Genomic DNA, 18,805 nt, shown 5'->3' on the forward strand with positions numbered 1-18,805 from the left:
AGCGGCCAGGAGGGCTCGACGGGCGCGGCCTTCGTTGGTTTGATGGGGTGGTGCTGGGCTCAGCGCGCGGGCGTGGCGATCGGCGCGGGCAGGCACACCGTCGGGGTGTCCACCGCGATCGAGGACGGGGCCTTTGCGTTGAAACCGGTCTCCTTGTTGCCCACCAGCACCTCGACGGTGTGGTCGGCGCGTCCGTCGGCCTTCACCTCGGCACCCTTGAAGAAGCCGGAGACCAGCTTCACCTCGGGATTGTTCACGTCGGCGCCGATGATCTGGGTGGTGCTCACCTCGATGCCGGTATTGCCGGTCTTGATCACCTTGAAACCGGCGGCCTTCATCCGGGTGGCGACGGTACTGGCCAGCCCGGCCTTGGTGCCGCCGTTGAAGATCTTCACGCTGACGTGACCGGTGGTCAGCGCCTTGCCCACGCTCTGCTCCGTGCACGGGATCAAGGGTGCGGGCGGCGCGGGGGCAACCACGTTCTTGTACCCCCAGCGGGCTCCGAAGAACAGGATGCCGAGCAGCACCAGCAGTGTGATTGGCGTGCCGAACATGCGCACATACCGCTGCACTGTTGCTCCTGTCGTCGAAAGGTCAGTGAATTCCAGAGGAAATCCTACTTGAGTTCCAGCACTCGGGCATGCATCGTCTGTCGTTGTTGCAGCGCGGCGCGCAGCGCTCGGTGCAGACCGTCCTCAAGATAGAGCTCTCCGCGGTAGCTCACGACGTGGGCAAAGAGGTCGCCATAGAAGGTGGAATCCTCCTCCAGCAGAGCCTCGAGATCCAGGGTTCGCTTGGTGGTGACCAGCTCGTCCAGGCGCACTTGGTGGGGGGCGATGGCAGCCCACTGCTTCTGCACATAGCCATGATCCGGATAGGGACGGGATTCGCCAACTCGCTTGAAGATCACCACTTGAGCTTATCCGGCCGGGCCGTCAGCGGGCACTGCCCCACGCCATTGACCAGTTTCGGCTGGTCCGCGCAGGAATTGTCACAGGCATGTGCCACGCTTGGGGGCATGACTGATGCAGCAGCGAGCAACCCCGTCGAGACCATCACCACGGGCTACACCTTCGATGAGGCAGCCATTGATTTGGGCGTTCTGGCGGACGACGGACAACCCGTCCCCGAGGCGAAGGTTCGCATCCCCCTGAGCATGCTCAACCGGCACGGCCTGGTGGCCGGCGCCACCGGCACCGGCAAGACCAAGACCCTGCAGTTGATGGCCGAGCAGATCAGCAATGCCGGCGTGCCGGTCTTCGCCGCAGACATCAAGGGTGACCTGTCCGGTCTGGCCAGCGCCGGCCAGAGCTCGGAGAAGCTGCTGCAGCGCACCCAGGCGATCGGGCAGGAGTGGCAGGGCGTCGCGAATCCCGTCGAGTTCTACTCGTTGGGCGGCGAGGGGCATGGCGTGCCGCTGCGCGCGACGGTGACCAGCTTCGGCCCGATCCTGCTGAGCAAGGTGCTGGGGCTGAACGAGACCCAGGAGAGTTCGCTCGGTCTGGTTTTCCACTACGCCGATTCCAAGGGGCTGGCGCTGTTGGACCTGGCTGATCTGCAGACGCTGCTCACCTACCTGACCAGCGACGAGGGCAAGGCGGAGCTGAAGACCATCGGCGGGCTGTCGTCGACCACCGTCGGGGTGATCCTGCGCAACATCATCACCCTGGCTGACCAGGGCGCCGACGAGTTCTTCGGGGAGCCGGAATTCGAGACCAAGGATCTGCTGCAGATCGCCCCCGACGGCCGGGGCATCATCAGCCTGCTGGAACTGCCCAACCTGGTGGACCGTCCGGCGCTGTTCAGCACCTTCCTGATGTGGCTGCTGGCCGATCTCTTCCACGACCTGCCCGAGGTGGGCGACGTGGACAAGCCCAACCTGGTCTTCTTCTTCGACGAGGCACACCTGCTCTTCGACGGCGCCTCCAAGGCCTTCCTGGATGCGATCGCCCAGACCGTGCGACTGATCCGCTCCAAGGGTGTCGGTGTCTTCTTCGTCACCCAGACCCCCAAGGACGTACCGGATGACGTGCTGGCCCAGCTGGGTTCGCGGGTGCAGCACCAGCTGCGCGCCCACACCCCGAATGACGCGAAGGCGCTCAAGCAGACCGTCGCCACCTTCCCGAAGTCACATTATGACCTGGCCGAAACCCTGCAGCAGTTGGGGATCGGCGAGGCGATCGTCACCGTGATGGATCCCGACGGTGCCCCGACGCCGGTCGCCTGGACCAGGATGCGCGCGCCGCAGTCGCTGATGGCGCCCACCCCCGACGCCCAGTTGGAGGCAACCGTCGCGGCCAGTCCGCTGCAGGCCAAGTACGGCACCGTGGTGAACCGGGAATCGGCGCACGAGATCCTGGCGGGCAAGATCCAGGCCGCGGCCGATGCCGCCGCCGCGGAGGCCGCGGCCAAGGAGCAGGCGAAGCTGGACAAGGCGCAGGCCACCGCCGAGCGGGCCAGCGCCCCGCGTGGCCGGGGCCGGGAAGAGAAGGGGATCGTGCAGCAGGTGGTGGGTTCGAGCGTCTTCAAGCAGTTCGCCCGCTCCGCCGGCCGGGAGATCGTCCGTTCGGTCTTCGGCACCCGGCGCCGCTGACGTGGCCGGGAGCCCACCCGAGCTTGGCGAGGGGGCCTGGGTGGGCCTCGGCGGACCGGGCTCAGTGTTTGGCGAGCAATTTCTTGTTCGGGAGCACCAGCACGGGGCAGATTGACGTCCGGGCGACGTGGGCTGCCGTCGAGCCGAGCAACAGACCGCCCAGACCGCTGCGACCACGCGAACCGACCACCAGCAGCTCCGACTCGTGGGAGGCATTCACCAGCACCTCGCCGGCATGGCCCAACGTGACTCGGACCTCCACCTCGAAGGACGGATTCTCGCCCACCTGGGTGCGGACCAGTTCCGCCAGATCCTGCTCATAGGTGTGCTGCACGGTCTCGAAGAGCTCCGAATCCATCGCGGGCATCCCCTCCACCACGGTGGGGCTGTACTCCCAGGAGTGGATCGCCAGCAGCCGTCCGCCGACACGCTGTGCCTCCTCGATCGCGGCGTGCAGCGTGGCCGTCGAATGAGTGGCGTCGTCGACGCCCACCGCAATCGTGCCGGCGGCGCGCTCGTCGCGGGCCATGCCCGTCTCCGGGACCACCACGACGGGGCAGTGGGCGTGGGTGATCAGGTGACGGGAGACCGAGCCCAGGGCCATCGCCTTGATCGCGCCCAACCCGCGGGTGCCCACCACGGTCAGCATGGCCGTCTCGCTGGCCTGCACCATGGCCAGGGCGGGTTCGGAATCCTCCAGCAGCAGGGCGACGATGTCCAGCCCCGGGTGCGCGGCGCTCACCTCGTGGGCCGCGGCATCCAGCCGTTCCCGGGCCCCGGCCACGATGCGCTCGGCGAAGTCGGTGGCATTTTGCCGCATCATCCTTCCCCGCGAGGTGGGGATCTGCAGCGGCGGGGTGGCCAGCAGCAGTGTCAGTCCCAGCCCCAGTTGCTCGGCACGGTGGGCAGCCCATTCGGTGGCGACGGCCGACTGGCCGGAGCCGTCGACGCCCACCACGACTCGTCCGGTGTGGTCAACAACGCTCATGGCGCACGCTCCTTTGCGTCCAGCGGGGCGTGCACCGGGCGACGCCCTCACCAGCATTCTACCTAGTGAGCGAAGGAAAAGCGCTGAGAATTGGAGAAATTCACCCCAACTGCCGGTGGGGATGGACGCGTCGAAGCTGCCTGCTGCGACGGTCTTGCGATGAGCCGGTCAGTACCTGCGTCGGGCCATGCTCTCTGAACCGTGACCGCGGTGCCCCCGGGGCCTACAGGCGGGCCTGGGCCGGATCGGCAGCCACCAGATCGGAGATTCGCTGCGACTCCCGGGTCAGCGTCGCCACATCCATTGTCCCCTCCAGGAAGCTGTTCCAGAGCACTTGGTGATCGTGGTTGGTGCCGTGGTGGCTGATGAAGCGCCAGCTGAAGACGTCTTCACCCGCGGCGCGCACCAGATCCAGCTGTTGGGTCAGCACCGGCCCGGGGATGGCCGGCAGGGCATCGGTGCGGGTGGGGATCACCTGGTTCGTCTGGGCGAAGTGGCTGGCCGCGGCGCGTCCCAGGGCAACGCGGAGCAGGGCCTTGCCCGCTTCCGGATTGGTGGCCGCGGCGGGCGCCAGAAAGCCCTCGTCGGGGCCGGCGTGCAACGCGGCGGCGGGCAGCTTGGCCTTTCCGTCAAGCACCGGATCCGGGGCCACGGAGAGTTCGAAGTCGTTGCCAGGGGCGATCTGCGCGCCGATCCAGGAGCCGCAGGGCACCAGCAGCACGCTGCGGTCGCTGGCCCACGCGGCCATCGCACTGCGCCAGGACCGCTGCGAGCCGCCGGGTTTCACGTAGCCGGCCCGGACCGCCTCCTGCACCGCGGTCAGCGACGCCTGCACCGCCGGCTGGCTCCAGGCCTTGGGCTCCAAGTGCTCCAGGGCCTGCAGGACCTCCGGTCCGCTCTGCTTGGCGGCCATCGACAGGGCCATCCGAAGGTAGGCGGTGGCGCCGTCGCGTCCCCAGCAGAAGAGAAAGCGCTTGTCCCGCTGGGCGCGTTCGCCCAGGGTCATCAGTTCGGGCCAGCTGGTGGGGGCGCGCCAGCCCTGCTCGCCGAACAGCTCGGCGGAGTACCACAGACCGTGCACGGTGTAGACGTAGGGAATGGCGACCAGCCGCTTGCCGACGGTGCCGGCGGCCAGGGTTCCGGGGCGCAGCAGCGAGCCGATCGGGGTGTTGCCCTCGGCGGTGGAGGCCGATCCGGCCAGCGAGGTCAGGTCCACCAGGTGCTGGGTCAGCTGGCCGACCGACAGTTCGTCGGAGCCGCCGTTGAAGACCAGGGAGGGGGGCCTGCCCTCGCTGAACCGGGTTGCCAGGGCGGCGGCCAGCTCGCTGGTTGAGTTGACCTGGGTGCGCAGCGCGGTGGTCTGCTCGCTGGCCAGCCGGGAGAGCTGCTCGGCCCAACTGACCGGATAGCGGCTGTCATCGGCCCACAATTCCACGTCGGTTCCGTTGGTCACCGGTTCGGGGGAACGGCTGGTGGCGCTGGGGCTCTGCGACGGGCTGCTGCCCGGCGTGCTGGGGGTGCTGTCGCAACCGGTCAGGGCGGAGCCGGCCGCGGCCAGCCCGACGGCCTGCAGGAGCTGGCGTCGGCGGATCACCAGCGCCACGCAATCCCGAAGTTCCGGCCCAGCTCCGGCTTCGCGATGCGCATCGTGCAGGTGCCGTTCGGCAGTGGCGTGATGATGTCGTCGCGGTGCCGGGGCCCTTCCGCTCGTGGGTCACCGACGTTGTGTTGGGCGAAGATCCAGACGGCCTCGGGTCGCGGGCCAAGGAAGTTGAGCGCCAGCTGCACATTGCGGGTGGGGCGCGTGAAGCGCACCGTGACGGCGGTGTCCGGTTCGTCCTCCCGGACCCAGCTGCGCACGGCGAACTCGTGCACCTCGCCGCGCCGCAGGGAACGGTCGAAGTGGAAGCGGGTGAGCAGCGTGCTGATCCCGTCCTCCTGATGACGCTCGTGCTTCTCGATCCAGCCGCCCCACAACGCCTCGCTGTCCAGGTCGAAATTTCCGGACTGGTTTCCCAGCTGCAGGCCGTAGCCGTCGTTGCCGTCGCTCAGGGAGCGGACCTGGCGCACCTGGATGATCTCCTCCGGGGCGCGATGGTCGCGGAAGGTGTAGGCATAGGTGGCTGCCAGGATCTCGTAGTTGCCGGAGATCTCGAACGGTGGGTCCCCGGCCGGACGGTGCACGGCGGCGAACCACGGTTCCAGCGGTGCCACCCAGTCCGGCAGGTGCACCTCGATCGCTCGCCACAGCCTGGCCGACGGGTTCTCCCGTCCCACCTCCACATTGGCCAGGGTGGATCGCGCGATCACATGGTCGAGCGCCTCCACCAGATCCTGTTGGCGCATTCCGGCGGCCTGCCGTTGCCGACGCAATGCCTGTCCGAAACCATCCACCTCTTCATCGTGACACGATTCTTCGGGGCAGCGATATGGCCTCGCCGGGTGGGACGGGCAAAGGCTTCGCATGGCGACCTCCCGGCGATTTTCGTTTCCCGACACACTTCGACGATAATATTCATCGTCTGCGCCAGTCGGGCGTGGTTCTTGCGTCGGTTGGCGAGAATGGCAAGAGTTTTCCTTGAAGGGAGGGGTGGCAGTGAGCTTGATGCAGGCAATCACGTTGCTCTTCCTGGTGATGGATCCGCTGGGCAACATTCCGTTCTTCATGACCTCGCTGAAGAAGGTGGCCAAGGAACGGCGGCAGTGGGTGATCGCGCGTGAGCTGCTGATCGCCCTGGTGATCATGGTGGCCTTCCTCTTCGCCGGCCAGGGCCTGCTGAGCGCGCTGCAGGTCTCCCGGGAGGCGTTGACCGCCGCCGGCGGCATCATCCTGATGCTGATCGCGGTGCGGATGGTCTTTCCGTCGCCAGAGACGACGCTGGAAGAGGTGAGCCTGGCCGCCGAGCCCTTCATCGTACCGCTGGCGATTCCTTACACGGCCGGACCGTCGCTGTTGGCCACGGAGATCCTGCTGATGAGTCAGGATCCGGGCCGATGGATGACCTGGCTGGGCGCCGTGCTGGCGGCCTGGGCAATGTCTGCCGTCATCCTGTTCATGTCCGGCTACCTGGAGCGGATCCTGGGCGAGCGGGTGCTGCTGGCGCTGGAGCGCCTGATGGGGATGATCCTGGTGCTGATCAGCACCCAGATGATCTTCACCGGCATTCGGGAGTTCTTTGAGCTGGGCTGAGCGGGCGGCTCGCGGGTGAATCTGTTGGATGACTGAGAAGAGCCCTCCCAATGGCGGGCGGCAAGGGGTGACAGGGCAGACTTGACCCGGCAGTCAGCACGATCGGAGTTTCGGATCGGGGTGGATCCGAGTGGGCGTCAGCGATGGCGACCAGGGCCCCGGGAGGGGCAAGCACGCCGGGCAGGTCGGGTGTCACCCGCACCTTCTGCGCGGCCGATCGTGCACACGGACCAGAGCCTGCGGATGGCAGCGTGGCCGAGGGCTGCCCAACCTGGGAGGTTGGCCGGTTAGGGATGGGAGCCCGTCGGGGGAACCGGAACCTCCAACACCCCTGCTGGCCTTTGCCCAGCCCCCGGAGCAAACTGGTGTGCGTGAGCGTCCCCCTCCCTCGAGTCCAGCAACTGCGGCGCACCACCGCCGGGCTCACCGCGCGCGGGCGTCGCACCTGGATCGGGCACACCCTTCGTCGCTTCGACGAGGTGGATCTGGCCACCCACACCCTTGCCCTGGCCGCCCAGCAGGTGATGTGCACCGTGCCGCTGCTGCTGGCCGTCTCCGCCCTGCTGCGACGCTTCCACGCCGGCGGGGTGGTGGGCCTGATCTCCGATCTGCTGCAACTTGACGAGCCCAGCCGCCAGGCCCTGATGGGCCTCTTCTTCACCCGGGCCCGGGTGGGTCTGGGCTCGCTGCTGCTGGAATTCGGCTGGGCGGTGATCTTCCTCACGGGCCTGGCCGCCACCACCCAGTCAATGCTGGAGGCCGTCTGGGGGGTCACCCAGCCACCACGTTCCCGCTGGTGGCGGCAGGCGGTCTGGGTGCTGTCCGCGGTGCCTTGCCTGACGCTGGCCATGATGGCGGGTCGGGAGATGCACCACCTGCTCGGTGGCCGAAACCACTCCTGGCTCTTCGCGGCGCTGATTGAGGGGGTGGCGGCGCTGTTCTTCTATTGGTGGACCCAGCACCTGCTGCTGGGCGGGCAGATCAGCTGGCGTCGGCTCGCGCCCGGATCGGTGCTCAGTGGCCTGGGAATCGCCGGCGCGGCGATGGCGTCGGCATGGCTGATGCCCGAGCAACTGGTGGAGCAGGCCGCCTACTACGGGCCGATCGGGGTGGCGATGGTGCTTTCGCTGTGGCTGATGGGGGTTACGGCGGTGGTGGTGCTGGCCGCTGTGGCTGGTGCAGTACTGGATGAGCGTCGAAGGACGCGAGAGGACGAACGACGATGACGCAGCTGGCAGCCCGTGAGCGACTGGCCCAATTCCTGCGGGACAAGGTGGCCGGCCCCGATGCCGCCGAGCGCGCCTGGCGGATCTGGGGCGTTGAGGGGGAGCGTTGGTTCAGCGAGGACGACGTGATCTGGCGGGTCAACCAGGATCCGTCGATGTATGCGGGCGGGGTGTGTGCGCTCTTCCTGCAGTCCCTGCACCCCGGGCCGATGGCCGCCGTCGCCCAGCACGACAACTACCAGTCCGATCCTTGGGGGCGGCTGCAGCGGATCAGCAACCACATTGCGGTCACCACCTACGCACCCATCCCCGACGCCGAACGTCAATTTGCCCGGGTGCGGGCCGTCCATGAACACGTCCGCGGCACCGACGCCTTCGGCGGCTCCTACTGGGCGGGTGATCCCCGGTTGCTGCGTTGGGTGCACGACGCGGAGACCTGGAGCTTCCTTGCCGCCTATCAACGCTGGGGCCGGGGCCGCCTGACCCCAGCGGAGGCGGATGAGTACGTCGCCCAGGCCGCGCAAGGTGGCGAACGGCTGGGTGCCACGGGCCTGCCGCGCACCGTTGCCGAGCTGGAGTCCCAACTGACCAATTTCCGGCCCGAGCTGGCCTGCACGCCCGACGCGCTGGAGGTGGTGGACTTCCTCACCCACCGGCCGCCGCTGCCTGCCGTCGCCAAGCCGGGCTACCGGATGGTGATCGCCGGCGGCAAGGCCTTGCTGCCGCGCTGGGCCAAGGTGATGCTGGGCCTGCCGGTGGACCGGTGCGCGGTCGCGGTGCAGTCCGGCCTCGGCGCGGGCGCGACCCGACTGGTGGGGTGGGCGCTGGTCAATCCCGACGGCCAGCACAACCGTCCGATGCGTGCAGGCTGACAGCAGCTCAGGCCGGCAGCTCCGCGGGCTGCGATTCTGGCCGGCCGGGCGGTGCCCCGAGGACTTTGGAAGCCTCAACCCTCGATCTTGCCCGCGAGAATTGCAGGGTGGCCAGCCCGATCGCGATCGCGCCCAGCCCGCAGGCCAGGAAGTAGCGCCGTTCGGCGGCCGCATTCTGCGGGTTGTACCAGCGGCTCAGCACCCCGGCCAGGGAGGTGCCCAGCGCCATCGACAGGAAGTAGAGCGCGGAGAAGCGGGTGCGGAAGGCGGCCGGGGCGTGGGCGGTGGTCGCAGACATGCCCACCGGGCCCACCAGCAGCTCGCCCAGGGTGATCACCAGCACCGCCGCGGCCAGGGCCAGCACCGGCGTCGAGGCGGCGCCCTGAGCGGCGAAGGGCAGCAGCACCAACATGCCGCAGCCGGAGATCACCACGCCGAGGCACATCTTGGTGGCCGAACACGGGCCGCGCTGGCCCAGCCGGGTCCACAGCAGCGCCATCGGCAGACTCAGCAGCAGGATGTAGGCCGGGTTGAAGGACTGCGTCCATGCGGCCGGCATCTCGAAGCCACCCAGGTGGCGATCCAGCCGGACGTCGGAGTAGACCGCGAAGACGCCATAGGTCTGGTTCAGCACCGACCAGAAGGTGCTCGACGCGATGAACAGGGGAATGAAGGCCCGCACCCGCGCACGTTCCGCGGTGCTGACCCGCGGCGAACCGAGCATCTGCACGAAGAGCCCGACGGCCGCGGCCAGGATCACCACCAGCAGCAGCGTCGCCAGATTGCCGAGCGCCAGCCGGCCGGTGGTGACCAGCAGGGCGATCAGGGCGCAGGCGGTCAGCACGATGCCAATCGGGGCGACGGCGCTGCGAATCGGCAGCGGATTGCCCGGCCGCTGCAGCGCGTCGGCGGCCCGCGGCCCCAGCTCGGCCAGGTAGCGGCGGCGCAGCGCCAGGTAGTTCAGCAGGCCAATCACCATCAGCGCCGCGGCCGCCCCGAAACCCACCCCGAAACCGTGCCGGGCAGAGAGCCAGCCGGTCAGCAGCGGCCCGAAGAGCGCGCCGACATTGATCCCCAGATAGAAGAGCTGGAAGCCGGCATCGCGCCGGGCATCGTCACCGCCCGGGTAGGCGTGGCCGAGCACGGTGATCGCCGCGGTCTTCAGCGCGCCGGAACCCATCGCCACCAGCACCAGACCCGTCGCCACGCCCCAGCCGCCGGGCAGCAGGCTGAGCGCGAGGTGGCCGGCCACCAGGGTGAGAGCGCCGGTGAACAGGGTCCGTTCCGCACCCAGCAGCCGATCGGCCAGCCAGCCGCCGGCCAGCGTGCACAGGTAGACCGCCGCACCATAGGCGCCCATCAGCGCGGTGGCCTGCGCCCGGTCAATGCCCAGCCCACCCTCGCTGGCCTGGTGGTACAGGTAGTAGGCCATGATCGCCTGCATCCCGTAGAAGCTGAAGCGCTCCCACATCTCCACGCCGACGGCGGCGGGCATCGCGAGCGGTGGGCGACCGGTCTCCGCGACGGGCATTGAACGCTGTTCAAGTGGACTCATGGATTCATGGTGCCCGACGAATGCGGAGTGCGAGCACCTCCGTTCCGCTATCTTGAACAGTGTTCAATTCTCACGTCGGGAGCGGAGGGGCTGTGCTGGCAATGCAGGCTGCACAACTGGGGGATCGGCTGGCGGAGCGGCTGGTGGAGCTGGATCGGGCGCACGTCTGGCACCCCTACAGCCCGTCGCCGACGACGATGGATCCGCTGCCGATCGCCGAGGCGCACGGGGTGTGGTTGAACACCGTCGACGGCCGAGAACTCATCGACGCGATGAGTTCCTGGTGGGCCGCTTGTCACGGGCACTCGCACCCGCGGATCACCGCCGCCGCGCAGGCGCAGATCGCCCGGATGAGCCATGTGATGTTCGGCGGCCTCACTCACGAGCCAGCCGTCGAGCTGGCCCGGCTGCTGGTGGAACTCACCGACGAGCCGCTGACCAGGGTCTTCTTCTCCGACTCCGGCTCGATCAGCGTCGAGGTGGCGATCAAGATGGCGCTGCAGTACCAGCGCGGGCTGGGGCATCCTGAGCGGCGTCGGCTGCTGACGTGGCGCTCGGGCTACCACGGCGACACCTTTGCCGCCATGAGCGTCTGCGACCCCGACGGCGGGATGCACTCGCTGTGGGCCGGAACCCTTGCCCAGCAGGTCTTTGCGCCGCCGCCACCGGTGCGCGGCAGCGATCCCTCCACCCGGGAGGCCTACCTGCGCGAGCTGGAGGCGTTGGTGGCCGACGACATCGCCGCGATCATCATCGAACCGGTGGTGCAGGGGGCCGGCGGGATGCGCTTCCACGACGCCGAACTCGTCGCCGGGGTGCGGCAGATCTGCCATCGACACGGCCTGGTGATGATCGCCGACGAGATCGCCACCGGTTTTGGGCGCACCGGGGAACTGTTCACCACGAGTGCCGCCGGGGTCACGCCCGACATCCTGTGCGTCGGCAAGGCGCTCACTGGGGGTTTCATGACCCTGGCCGCGACCCTGACCACCGACGAGATCGCCCGGGTGATCGGCACGCCCGGCGGTGGCGGTGCGCTGATGCACGGCCCCACCTTCATGGCCAATCCGCTGGCCTGCGCCGTGGCCCGGGCCTCGCTGGAGCTGATCACCCAGGGGCAGTGGCGCACCAGCGTGCCGCGGATCGAGGCGGAACTGCGCGCCGGATTGGAGCCCCTGGCCGAGTTGGACGGGGTGGCAGACGTGCGGGTGCTCGGGGCGATCGGCGTCGTGGAACTGGTTGATGACGCCGACCTGCGAGCCGCCACCGACGCCGCCGTCGCCGAGGGGGTGTGGCTGCGGCCCTTCGGGCGGCTGGTCTACTGCATGCCGCCCTTCATCTCCACCACGGACCAGGTGGCCCGGATCTGTCGCGGGGTCCGGGCCGCCGTCCAGGCCAGCCTGACCGCCCGCACCACCCAGGGGAGTTGACCATGATCATCGTCATCACCGGTACCAATACCGACGTCGGCAAGACCATCGCCACCGCCGCGCTGGTCAGCAAGCTCAGCCGGGGCGGGCGCACCGTCGTGCCGGTCAAACCGGTGCAGACCGGTGAACCCGCTGGTCAGGGCGACGCCAGTACCGTCGAGCGCCTCACGGGCGTCACAGGCCTGGACCATCTGCGCTTCCCGGAACCGCTGGCACCGAACCTCTCCGCGCGTCGCGCTGGGATACCGCAGCCCGTGCTGGCCGAGGTGGTCGACTGGATTCGCGGGCTCGACGGCGATGACCGGGTGGTGCTCGTGGAGGGTGCCGGCGGATTGCTGGTGCGGCTCGCCGACGACTGGACGCTGGCCGATCTGGCCCGCGAGCTTGACGCGCCCCTGGTGGTGGTCACCTCCACCGGGTTGGGGTCGCTCAACCTGGCCGAGCTGACGGTGGAGGCGGCGATGCGACGCGGGCTGCGGGTGCTCGGGCTGATCGGCGGGTCCCTGCCTGACGAACCGGATCTGGCCACCCGGCTCAACCTGGCCGAATTCCCGGTGGTGACCGGGATTCCGCTGTTGGGTTGCCTGCCGGAGGGCTCGGGCTGTCTTGGGCAGCAGGACTTTGCCGTGGTCGCCGACACCTTGGACCTCGAACCGCTTGCCCTGGCTTGAGCGCCTCGGCAGGCACGGCCATCGTGGTGGGGTTCCTGCCTCACGCAACCGTGGTCCCCGAGCAGCTCACGCAAGCACGGTCGCCGAGCTTGCCCAGGGGATTGAACACGACTACAGCGTGGGCTGGGGCTTGGGCGGCAGCAGGTCGCGCATCGCGTCCAGGTTGAAGAAGTCGACGATCTCCCAGACGTGCATGTGGCCGGCACTCGGGTCGGCGCCGGCGGCCAACAGGGAACGGACCGAATCGACGTCCTGCACGAACAGCGCACAGGCCAGGGCCGTCTGGCCGCGCTGGTTGAGCCGGTTCGGGTCGGCGCCGCGATCCAGTAGCGCCTGGACCAGCGCGGAGTGCCCGTTGTAGGCGGCCAGTCCCAGCAGGGAGTCACCCTTGTGGTCGGCCAGGTTCACCGGGATTCCCGCGTCCACCAGGGCCAGCAGTCGGGCGGAATCGCCGCGTCGGGCCAGGTCGAAGCAGTCGTTGAGCAGTTCCAGCTGCTCGTCGGTCAGGGTGGGAGCTTCGTCGGCGGCCATGCCGCCACGCTACCGGGCTCGGACTCCATCCGCCGTTGGGGTGAGGGTTCTCAGCCGGCAATCTTGCGGGCGATCTTGCCGGCGGTCTTCATGAACTCGGGGGTTCGACGGGTGGGCTGGGCCGGCGTCGCGGTGTGCACGGTGGGGCGCTCCAGCTCGCGCGGGCGCACCAGTAGGGCATGGCGGATCTGCGGATTGTTCATGGGCGTGACGATGGCGATGGCGAAACTCCTTGTGGTGATGGCCGGGGTGGCGATGGTCAAGGTGAGGTCAAGGAGCACTCCAGCGGAGCATCCTCGACGCTGGGGGGACTTTCATTGAAGAGTCTACACCCGTCTACCAAAGCAGGCAGATTGTGCCATGCGCTGGTCAGGGTTGGCCTGACCAATGACGTGGAGGATCTGGGCATTTCACTGGCTTGAGGGGATGGGATCGTCCCCATTTTTCGGGGAAGTTCGTGCCGCTGAGGGGAACGTCTGCCTCGTGGGGAGTGCGGGGGCGTCGCCCGGAATTCATCATGCGGCCCATTTGCGGTAGTCAGCTCCCTATGCGCTGGGTTCCTGCGACCGGGGGTCGGGTGTCCTCGGCCGCTGAATTGTTCAGCTGTTGGAATGTCACCGATTCACGTGACATGGCGGCCTTTTGTTCGGCCAGTAGCTTTGATCCCGGTCGGCGCGGTGCAGGCCCGGCTGGCAGAGGATTTTTCCCTTCGGGGGTGGCCATGGAGTGTTCGGGGAGAACCTCACCATGGCGGGTCCAGTCAGCGGGCGTGATGATTTCTTGCGCAGATCGATCTCCGGCTCGGGGGAGTCGAAGGGGATTGGTCGTCGCGCTCGAAGGGCTCGGGGGGGCCACTCGGATTCGTCACATCGCGTCGACCGTACTGTCTTTGCGGGGGATTCTCCCGGGGGAGCTCAGACCTCGAAGTAGCCGTCGCGCTCCGCGTGGCTGAGGGCATCCGGCACGCCATGCACGGTGCGCCCCAGCATCCGGTACTTGCCGGAGACCCGTCGCAGGTAGGTGTCGACGGTGGAATCCGAGGCCGGCGGATTCATCAGGCGCCCAACCGACTTGCGGGGAATTCCCTGGTGCAGGAGTTCCAGCGCCTCGATCTCGCGCGGGGCCAGCCGGGGGGTCAGCGTCGGATCCTTGATCAGCACGTCGGCCAGCTGGCTGCTCACCGCGAATTCGCGGGCCGCCGCGCCCTGGATCGTGCGGATCAGGCCGTCGAGCGGGTCATTCTTCAGAGCCAGGCCCAGGGCGCCGGCCGCCATGGCGCGTCGGATCGGCAGCGGGCGCAGCTCGGCGGTGTAGACGACGCTGGGAATGCCCAATTCGTCCAGCTTGGCAACCACATCCGGTCCCTTGAGGCCGTCCTTCAACTGCAGGTCAACCAGGGCGACGTCGACGGGATCGCGCTCGATCAGCCGGTAGAGGTCATCGGGCTCGGTGACCGAGTGAACGATCTTCAACTGCCCAGCGCTGGCCTGCTCGATTGCCTGCAGGCCCGCGAGCACCACCGGATGGTCATCCAGGGCAGCGAGACGCAGCGGTCCGTCTTCATTCATCGGCAATCCTTGTGGGGTGGAGCTGTGAGCTGGTTGGTTCCGCGCTTGGTCGAGGCCAGTGCAACAGCAGTGCCATTCTCGCAGGTTTTGGTCACTTAACCAATACGGGGACTTGACGAATCCATGAGTTCATGGTCGAGGTCGGGGACATGGCCGGACCGGGCTCCCATAGGCTGGCGAGGTGGACATGGCAACGGTGCGGGAGCGGCTCTACGCGGGAGAACCGGAGGACTTTGTCGCCACCCGGAAAGGCTTGGCGCGCGAGGCCAGGGCCGCCAAGGATCGGGAGCTGGCCCGACAGATCGAGGCGCTGCGTCGGCCCACCCGGGCGGCCTGGCTGGTGAACCTGCTGGCCAGGGCCGAACGGGATCGGCTGGTGGAGTTCTTCGGCCTGGGGGAGGAACTGGCCGAGTTGCACCGCTGCGGAACACCGCGCGACATCCAGGAGATGAATCGCCGACGCGGGCTGCTGTGCCTGCGGTTGGTCGCCAGCGCGATGAAACTGGCGAACACCTATGGCCATCGGGCGTCGCTGCGCACCATGGACGAGGTGGAGGTGTGTCTGCAGGCCGGGCTGACCCACCCCGAAGCGGGTGCAGAGATGCTGAAGGGATGTCTGGTGAAGGCGCCGGAATCGGCGGCCGGTTTCCCGCTGGATCTGTTCGAGAGCGTGGGGCAGCACGCGACTCCCGGCGCGCCAGCCGAACCCCGCCGCAAGACCCCGGCGGCCGGGGTGATCCCCTCCCACCCCGTCAAGGGAGTGCCCCAACGGCCCACACCCCCGTTCGGCCCCGCGGGCGAGGCGGACCGTCCACTGGCCCCGGTGATCAGCCTGTCCGAGGCACGGCAACGGCACGCCCATCCGCCGGCCGCGTCGACGTCGCATGCCGCCTCCGAAAGCACCACGGCCCCGATGGCGGAGCCGTCGGTGGCGGGGCGGGGCGATCCCCAGCTGCGCGAGGTGGAGGATGCCTTGGCGGCGGCGCGGGCGATGCTGGCGGAACTCACGTCGGACCGCGACGCCGAAGCCTCCCGGCGGGAAACGCTGGACGCTGAGCTCACCGCCGCGGAAGCGGCCGAGCACCAGGCGGCTGCCGGCGCGACGGCGCAGCGGGGCAGGGTGGAGGAACTGGCAGCAGAACTGGCCCGGGCGCAGGCCGAACAGCGGCTCCGTGACGAGCGGGCCGAGGAGTCTCGACGCCGCCTCGAAGCCCTGCGGCGGGAGCACGACGACGTCGCTCGCCGGCTGGAGCAGACCGAAAAGGATCTGGAGCAGGTGTCCTTCGAGCTGCAGTCCTTCGAGTCGATCTGGAAGATGCTGCACGGCTGACGAGGCGCATAGGCTTGGGTTCACTGTCGACCACAGGAGTTCCTCATGGCCAAGCTCATCCATTCCGTCCAGCGCGTGGTGCAGGCCGGTCCCGACGTGATCTTCGACATGCTGGTGCACCCCGCCCGGCACTGCGAATTCGACGGCAGCGACACGGTTCGCACCGCCGCCACCGGCCCCGAACGGCTGAGCCTGGGCGATGACTTCGGGATGGGGATGACCAACAAGATCAGCTACACCTCCAGCAACCGGGTGGTGGAATTCGAGGAGGGGCGACGGATCGCCTGGCAGACCGGCCTCTTCCGCGGTGACAAGCGGATCTTCGGCGGCCAGGTCTGGCGCTACGAGCTGACCGACCGGGGCGACGGAAGCACCCTGGTCAAGGAGACCTTCGACCTGACCCATGCCCGGCCGGCGTCGCTGCTCAACCGCTTCGTCTCGGCCTCGACAGAGGTGAACATGCGCCAGACCCTGGCGCGGATGGCGGCGCTGTTCGAGAACTGAGCGACGCCCGGGTCAGAACAGACTCGGGTCAGAACAGACTCGGGTCGGCCAGGTGGCGGCGCAATTGTTCCCGGGTCTGCAGCAACCGCTCCGGCAGATCCGCGTCCAGGAAGTCCAGCGCGAGCACCAGCGCCATCACCTGGTCGTCGTCGAGTCGCAGCGGTGAGCGGCTACGGGTCACATCCAGCCAGACCCCGCCGCCGTGACCACCCCGGCCACGCAGGGGGAGCCGCGCGGAGCGCAGCCTCTCCAGGTCTCGCTCGACGGTGCGTTCCGAGACCCCGAGCCGTTCGGCCAGGGCGTCGACCGCCAAGGGCTCGCCGCGCTGGTCCAGCAACACCTGCAGCACCTCCTGCTGCCGCGCGATCTGCCGGCTGGTGGTGCGCGGATCGGTGGGGCGCGGCTTGGGGTTCAGGCGACGCGGTGTTCGGCTCACCCGTCCAGTCTCCCCCGAATCGGGCGATCCGTGGAAGGGGGTCATCTGGTGGTGGCCGGGGCGGCGACGCGAACCAACCAGTACGGCAGCATCCATTGCACCAGCGGGCCGATCGCCAGCGCGTATGCCACCGTCCCCAGCCCGACCGGGCCGCCCAGCAGCCAGCCCAGCGCCAGCACGGTCACCTCGATGCCGGTGCGCACCACACCGATTCGCCAACCGGTGCGTTCGCTGAGCGACGTCATCAGTCCGTCGCGCGGGCCCGGACCCAACTGACTGCCGATGTACATGGCGCCGGCCAGCCCGTTGAGTACGATCCCCGACGCCAGCAGCCCGAGCCGCAACGCCCAGCCGGGCGCGCCCGTTGCCGTGATGCCCGGCAGGGCCGCCAGGGTCACGTCGATCGCGATCCCCACGACGAAGATGTTCAACACCGTGCCCAGCCCCGGCCACTGGCGCAGAGGGATCCACGACAGCAACACGACGACGCCGACCAGGATCGAGACGGTGCCGATGCTCAACGGGAGGTGCCGGGCGATGCCGACGTGCAGCACATCCCACGGCGACAGCCCCAGCCGGCTGCGCAGCACCAGCGCGATGGACGCGCCGAAGATCCACAGCCCGATCATCAGCTGGGCGATCCGCCGGGGCATCCGCCCGGCGCGCAGCTGTTGTCTGGGCGTCAGGTTGAGCAGCTCCGGGGCGGCGGTCATGCGCCCATCCTGACCGGTCCTCGGGTGGCGTGGCAATGCGTCCCAACGGGCCGCGCCCTGCTCCTTGAACTGTGGCCCTGCTCCTCGAGCTGCGGTCCTGCCATGGTCATTACCGGCGCAGGCCGACGCTTCGTGGAACAAGGGACGATTTCGTTGAGCAGGCTGGGACGTGGTGGAGCTGGGTGGTGTCTCGACAGGACTAGTGCGGCACCTCGCGCGGGGCGGTGCGGGCCAAGCCCTGACGGATGTCGATCAGCCGCTTGGCGTGCTCTTGGAGGGCCAGGTCCTCGGGTAGCCGGGGGTTCCAGGACCGCACGTGCTGCTTTCGGGTGCCCGTCTCGTCCAGCGCCACCAGCACCATCAGGCAATGGGTGGTGGTCTCCATCTCGTTCTTCATCGGGTCACCGGAGCGGACGTGCACGCTGACGTGCATGGAGCTGTGGCCGGTGTGGATCAGCCGAGCCTCCACCTCCACCAGGTGACCGATGTGGATCGGGCGGTAGAAGCGCACGCCACCGGCGAAGACGGCGATCGCCGGGCCCTGATGCCAGGTCTTGGCGACCAGGTTGGCCGCCTCATCGATCCACTCCATCGCGATGCCGCCGTGCACCTTGCCGCCCCAGTTCACGTCGGTGGGCTTGGCCAGGAAGCGCAGGGTGCGCTGCAGTGCCTCGGTCTGGTCGGTGTAGACCTGCCGGGCCATGTCCTGTTCGATCTCCTTGCGGCCCTCGATCCGGCGGATGGCGATCTGCTGCTGCTCGATCTCCCAGTCGGTCTCGGGCTGGAAGCTGGTCACCTCGACGGACTTTCCCTTGCCGTCGGTGGCGACGAAGATGATCAGGCACTGGCAGGTGACGGTCAGCTCGCCGGTGCGCGGGTTGCCGGAGCTGACGGTGCAGACGATGTGCATGGAGCTGCGCCCGGTGTGCACCATCCGTGCCTGGATCTCCACCAGCTCGCCGACCAGGACGGGGCGCTTGAAGCGCACATTGCCCACATAGGCAGTGACGCAGTAGGAGCCGCTCCAGGCGACGGCCTCGGCATAGCCCGCCTTGTCGATCCAGGCCAGCACCGTGCCGCCCTCCACATGGCCCTTCTCATTGCCCTCCATCGGGGCAGCGAGGAATCGCAGAGTGGTTTCGCGTTGCGTGCCAGCCATGTCAGTTCCGTTCGGGTAGCGCCGTTGCCGGGAGGCGGA

20 protein-coding genes are annotated in these 18,805 nt (G+C 68.5%); 8 read left to right on the forward strand and 12 right to left on the reverse strand.

Going from position 1 to position 18,805, the window contains the following annotated elements; all coding sequences use genetic code 11:
• Nucleotides 1–59 precede the first annotated feature (59 nt).
• Both AAEX57_RS01250 and AAEX57_RS01255 read right to left on the reverse strand, forming a co-directional pair.
• Nucleotides 60–554, reverse strand: coding sequence for a LytR C-terminal domain-containing protein (locus AAEX57_RS01250; RefSeq protein WP_342090417.1), 495 nt, complete (start codon nt 552–554; stop codon nt 60–62).
• Between the two features lie 62 nt (nt 555–616).
• Complete coding sequence (locus AAEX57_RS01255; protein WP_342090418.1) at nt 617–910, reverse strand: type II toxin-antitoxin system VapB family antitoxin; 294 nt, start codon at nt 908–910, stop codon at nt 617–619.
• 108 nt (nt 911–1,018) lie between these two features.
• Here AAEX57_RS01255 and AAEX57_RS01260 point away from each other — a divergent pair, with 108 nt between their 5' ends.
• The gene (locus tag AAEX57_RS01260) at nt 1,019–2,593 is read left to right on the forward strand and encodes a helicase HerA-like domain-containing protein (RefSeq protein ID WP_342090419.1); all 1,575 of its coding nucleotides are present in this window, start codon (nt 1,019–1,021) and stop codon (nt 2,591–2,593) included.
• Between the two features lie 61 nt (nt 2,594–2,654).
• Here AAEX57_RS01260 and AAEX57_RS01265 read toward each other — a convergent pair whose 3' ends face one another.
• The 3 genes from AAEX57_RS01265 to AAEX57_RS01275 all read right to left on the reverse strand — a co-directional run bounded on the left by AAEX57_RS01265 (nt 2,655) and on the right by AAEX57_RS01275 (nt 5,975).
• Complete coding sequence (locus tag AAEX57_RS01265) at nt 2,655–3,581, reverse strand: universal stress protein (protein WP_342090420.1); 927 nt, start codon at nt 3,579–3,581, stop codon at nt 2,655–2,657.
• 223 nt (nt 3,582–3,804) lie between these two features.
• Nucleotides 3,805–5,184 (reverse strand): extracellular solute-binding protein, encoded by a 1,380-nt coding sequence (locus AAEX57_RS01270; RefSeq protein ID WP_342090421.1) that lies wholly within the window; start codon nt 5,182–5,184, stop codon nt 3,805–3,807.
• Nucleotides 5,172–5,975 (reverse strand): helix-turn-helix transcriptional regulator, encoded by an 804-nt coding sequence (locus AAEX57_RS01275; protein WP_342090422.1) that lies wholly within the window; start codon nt 5,973–5,975, stop codon nt 5,172–5,174. The genes AAEX57_RS01270 and AAEX57_RS01275 overlap by 13 nt, the downstream gene beginning before the upstream one ends.
• A 211-nt stretch (nt 5,976–6,186) precedes the next feature.
• On the opposite strand from AAEX57_RS01275, the gene AAEX57_RS01280 reads away from it, so the two are divergent.
• The 3 genes from AAEX57_RS01280 (at nt 6,187) to AAEX57_RS01290 (ending at nt 8,869) form a co-directional block, all read left to right on the forward strand.
• Nucleotides 6,187–6,771 (forward strand): MarC family protein, encoded by a 585-nt coding sequence (locus AAEX57_RS01280; RefSeq protein ID WP_342090546.1) that lies wholly within the window; start codon nt 6,187–6,189, stop codon nt 6,769–6,771.
• A 371-nt stretch (nt 6,772–7,142) separates the two neighbouring features.
• Nucleotides 7,143–7,997: a hypothetical protein gene (locus tag AAEX57_RS01285; RefSeq protein ID WP_342090423.1), complete on the forward strand. Its 855-nt coding sequence runs from the start codon at nt 7,143–7,145 to the stop codon at nt 7,995–7,997.
• The gene (locus AAEX57_RS01290) at nt 7,994–8,869 is read left to right on the forward strand and encodes an oxygenase MpaB family protein (protein ID WP_342090424.1); all 876 of its coding nucleotides are present in this window, start codon (nt 7,994–7,996) and stop codon (nt 8,867–8,869) included. Before AAEX57_RS01285 ends, AAEX57_RS01290 begins: the two co-directional genes overlap by 4 nt.
• 7 nt (nt 8,870–8,876) lie before the next feature.
• Here the strand turns inward: AAEX57_RS01290 and AAEX57_RS01295 are convergent, their stop codons facing one another.
• Nucleotides 8,877–10,424, reverse strand: coding sequence for a peptide MFS transporter (locus tag AAEX57_RS01295; protein WP_342090425.1), 1,548 nt, complete (start codon nt 10,422–10,424; stop codon nt 8,877–8,879).
• 101 nt (nt 10,425–10,525) lie between these two features.
• Here AAEX57_RS01295 and AAEX57_RS01300 point away from each other — a divergent pair, with 101 nt between their 5' ends.
• Together AAEX57_RS01300 and bioD are read left to right on the forward strand one after the other, a co-directional pair.
• Complete coding sequence (locus tag AAEX57_RS01300) at nt 10,526–11,854, forward strand: adenosylmethionine--8-amino-7-oxononanoate transaminase (protein ID WP_342090426.1); 1,329 nt, start codon at nt 10,526–10,528, stop codon at nt 11,852–11,854.
• A 2-nt stretch (nt 11,855–11,856) separates the two neighbouring features.
• On the forward strand, nt 11,857–12,525 hold the full coding sequence (bioD, locus tag AAEX57_RS01305) for a dethiobiotin synthase (protein ID WP_342090427.1): 669 nt from the start codon (nt 11,857–11,859) through the stop codon (nt 12,523–12,525).
• Between the two features lie 111 nt (nt 12,526–12,636).
• On the opposite strand, the gene AAEX57_RS01310 is transcribed toward bioD, so the two are convergent.
• The 3 genes from AAEX57_RS01310 to AAEX57_RS01320 form a co-directional block, all read right to left on the reverse strand.
• The gene (locus AAEX57_RS01310; RefSeq protein WP_342090428.1) at nt 12,637–13,056 is read right to left on the reverse strand and encodes an ankyrin repeat domain-containing protein; all 420 of its coding nucleotides are present in this window, start codon (nt 13,054–13,056) and stop codon (nt 12,637–12,639) included.
• A gap of 50 nt (nt 13,057–13,106) precedes the next feature.
• On the reverse strand, nt 13,107–13,337 hold the full coding sequence (locus AAEX57_RS01315) for a hypothetical protein (RefSeq protein ID WP_342090429.1): 231 nt from the start codon (nt 13,335–13,337) through the stop codon (nt 13,107–13,109).
• A gap of 633 nt (nt 13,338–13,970) precedes the next feature.
• Nucleotides 13,971–14,624, reverse strand: a complete 654-nt coding sequence (locus tag AAEX57_RS01320; protein WP_342090430.1) for a response regulator — start codon at nt 14,622–14,624, stop codon at nt 13,971–13,973.
• Nucleotides 14,625–14,805: 181 nt separating this feature from the next.
• Between AAEX57_RS01320 and AAEX57_RS01325 the strand changes: the two genes are divergently transcribed.
• Both AAEX57_RS01325 and AAEX57_RS01330 read left to right on the forward strand, forming a co-directional pair.
• Nucleotides 14,806–15,954: a hypothetical protein gene (locus tag AAEX57_RS01325; RefSeq protein ID WP_342090431.1), complete on the forward strand. Its 1,149-nt coding sequence runs from the start codon at nt 14,806–14,808 to the stop codon at nt 15,952–15,954.
• Nucleotides 15,955–15,999: 45 nt separating this feature from the next.
• Nucleotides 16,000–16,458, forward strand: coding sequence for a dimethyladenosine transferase (locus tag AAEX57_RS01330; RefSeq protein ID WP_342090432.1), 459 nt, complete (start codon nt 16,000–16,002; stop codon nt 16,456–16,458).
• 28 nt (nt 16,459–16,486) lie between these two features.
• Here AAEX57_RS01330 and AAEX57_RS01335 read toward each other — a convergent pair whose 3' ends face one another.
• The 3 genes from AAEX57_RS01335 to AAEX57_RS01345 form a co-directional block, all read right to left on the reverse strand.
• Nucleotides 16,487–16,894 carry an HTH domain-containing protein gene (locus AAEX57_RS01335; RefSeq protein ID WP_342090433.1) on the reverse strand — a complete coding sequence of 136 codons (408 nt, stop codon included), beginning with the start codon at nt 16,892–16,894 and terminating at the stop codon, nt 16,487–16,489.
• Between the two features lie 41 nt (nt 16,895–16,935).
• Nucleotides 16,936–17,607, reverse strand: coding sequence for a membrane protein YczE (gene yczE / locus AAEX57_RS01340; protein ID WP_342090434.1), 672 nt, complete (start codon nt 17,605–17,607; stop codon nt 16,936–16,938).
• A 199-nt stretch (nt 17,608–17,806) separates the two neighbouring features.
• Nucleotides 17,807–18,766: an acyl-CoA thioesterase gene (locus tag AAEX57_RS01345; protein WP_342090435.1), complete on the reverse strand. Its 960-nt coding sequence runs from the start codon at nt 18,764–18,766 to the stop codon at nt 17,807–17,809.
• Between the last annotated feature and the right edge of the window lie 39 nt (nt 18,767–18,805).

The sequence above is a fragment of the Luteococcus sp. H91 genome, from assembly GCF_038433135.1.
Taxonomy (GTDB): Bacteria; Actinomycetota; Actinomycetes; order Propionibacteriales; family Propionibacteriaceae; genus Luteococcus.

What these genes read in the sequence shown, in the direction of transcription:
- AAEX57_RS01250 (WP_342090417.1), bottom strand. Translation starts at nt 554, where the DNA reads ATGTTCGGCACGCCAATCACACTGCTGGTGCTGCTCGGCATCCTGTTC.
- AAEX57_RS01260 (WP_342090419.1), top strand. Translation starts at nt 1,019, where the DNA reads ATGACTGATGCAGCAGCGAGCAACCCCGTCGAGACCATCACCACGGGC.
- AAEX57_RS01265 (WP_342090420.1), bottom strand. Translation starts at nt 3,581, where the DNA reads ATGAGCGTTGTTGACCACACCGGACGAGTCGTGGTGGGCGTCGACGGC.
- AAEX57_RS01280 (WP_342090546.1), top strand. Translation starts at nt 6,187, where the DNA reads ATGCAGGCAATCACGTTGCTCTTCCTGGTGATGGATCCGCTGGGCAAC.
- AAEX57_RS01290 (WP_342090424.1), top strand. Translation starts at nt 7,994, where the DNA reads ATGACGCAGCTGGCAGCCCGTGAGCGACTGGCCCAATTCCTGCGGGAC.
- AAEX57_RS01295 (WP_342090425.1), bottom strand. Translation starts at nt 10,424, where the DNA reads ATGAGTCCACTTGAACAGCGTTCAATGCCCGTCGCGGAGACCGGTCGC.
- AAEX57_RS01300 (WP_342090426.1), top strand. Translation starts at nt 10,526, where the DNA reads ATGCAGGCTGCACAACTGGGGGATCGGCTGGCGGAGCGGCTGGTGGAG.
- bioD (WP_342090427.1), top strand. Translation starts at nt 11,857, where the DNA reads ATGATCATCGTCATCACCGGTACCAATACCGACGTCGGCAAGACCATC.
- AAEX57_RS01310 (WP_342090428.1), bottom strand. Translation starts at nt 13,056, where the DNA reads ATGGCCGCCGACGAAGCTCCCACCCTGACCGACGAGCAGCTGGAACTG.
- AAEX57_RS01320 (WP_342090430.1), bottom strand. Translation starts at nt 14,624, where the DNA reads ATGAATGAAGACGGACCGCTGCGTCTCGCTGCCCTGGATGACCATCCG.
- AAEX57_RS01330 (WP_342090432.1), top strand. Translation starts at nt 16,000, where the DNA reads ATGGCCAAGCTCATCCATTCCGTCCAGCGCGTGGTGCAGGCCGGTCCC.
- yczE (WP_342090434.1), bottom strand. Translation starts at nt 17,607, where the DNA reads ATGACCGCCGCCCCGGAGCTGCTCAACCTGACGCCCAGACAACAGCTG.
- AAEX57_RS01345 (WP_342090435.1), bottom strand. Translation starts at nt 18,766, where the DNA reads ATGGCTGGCACGCAACGCGAAACCACTCTGCGATTCCTCGCTGCCCCG.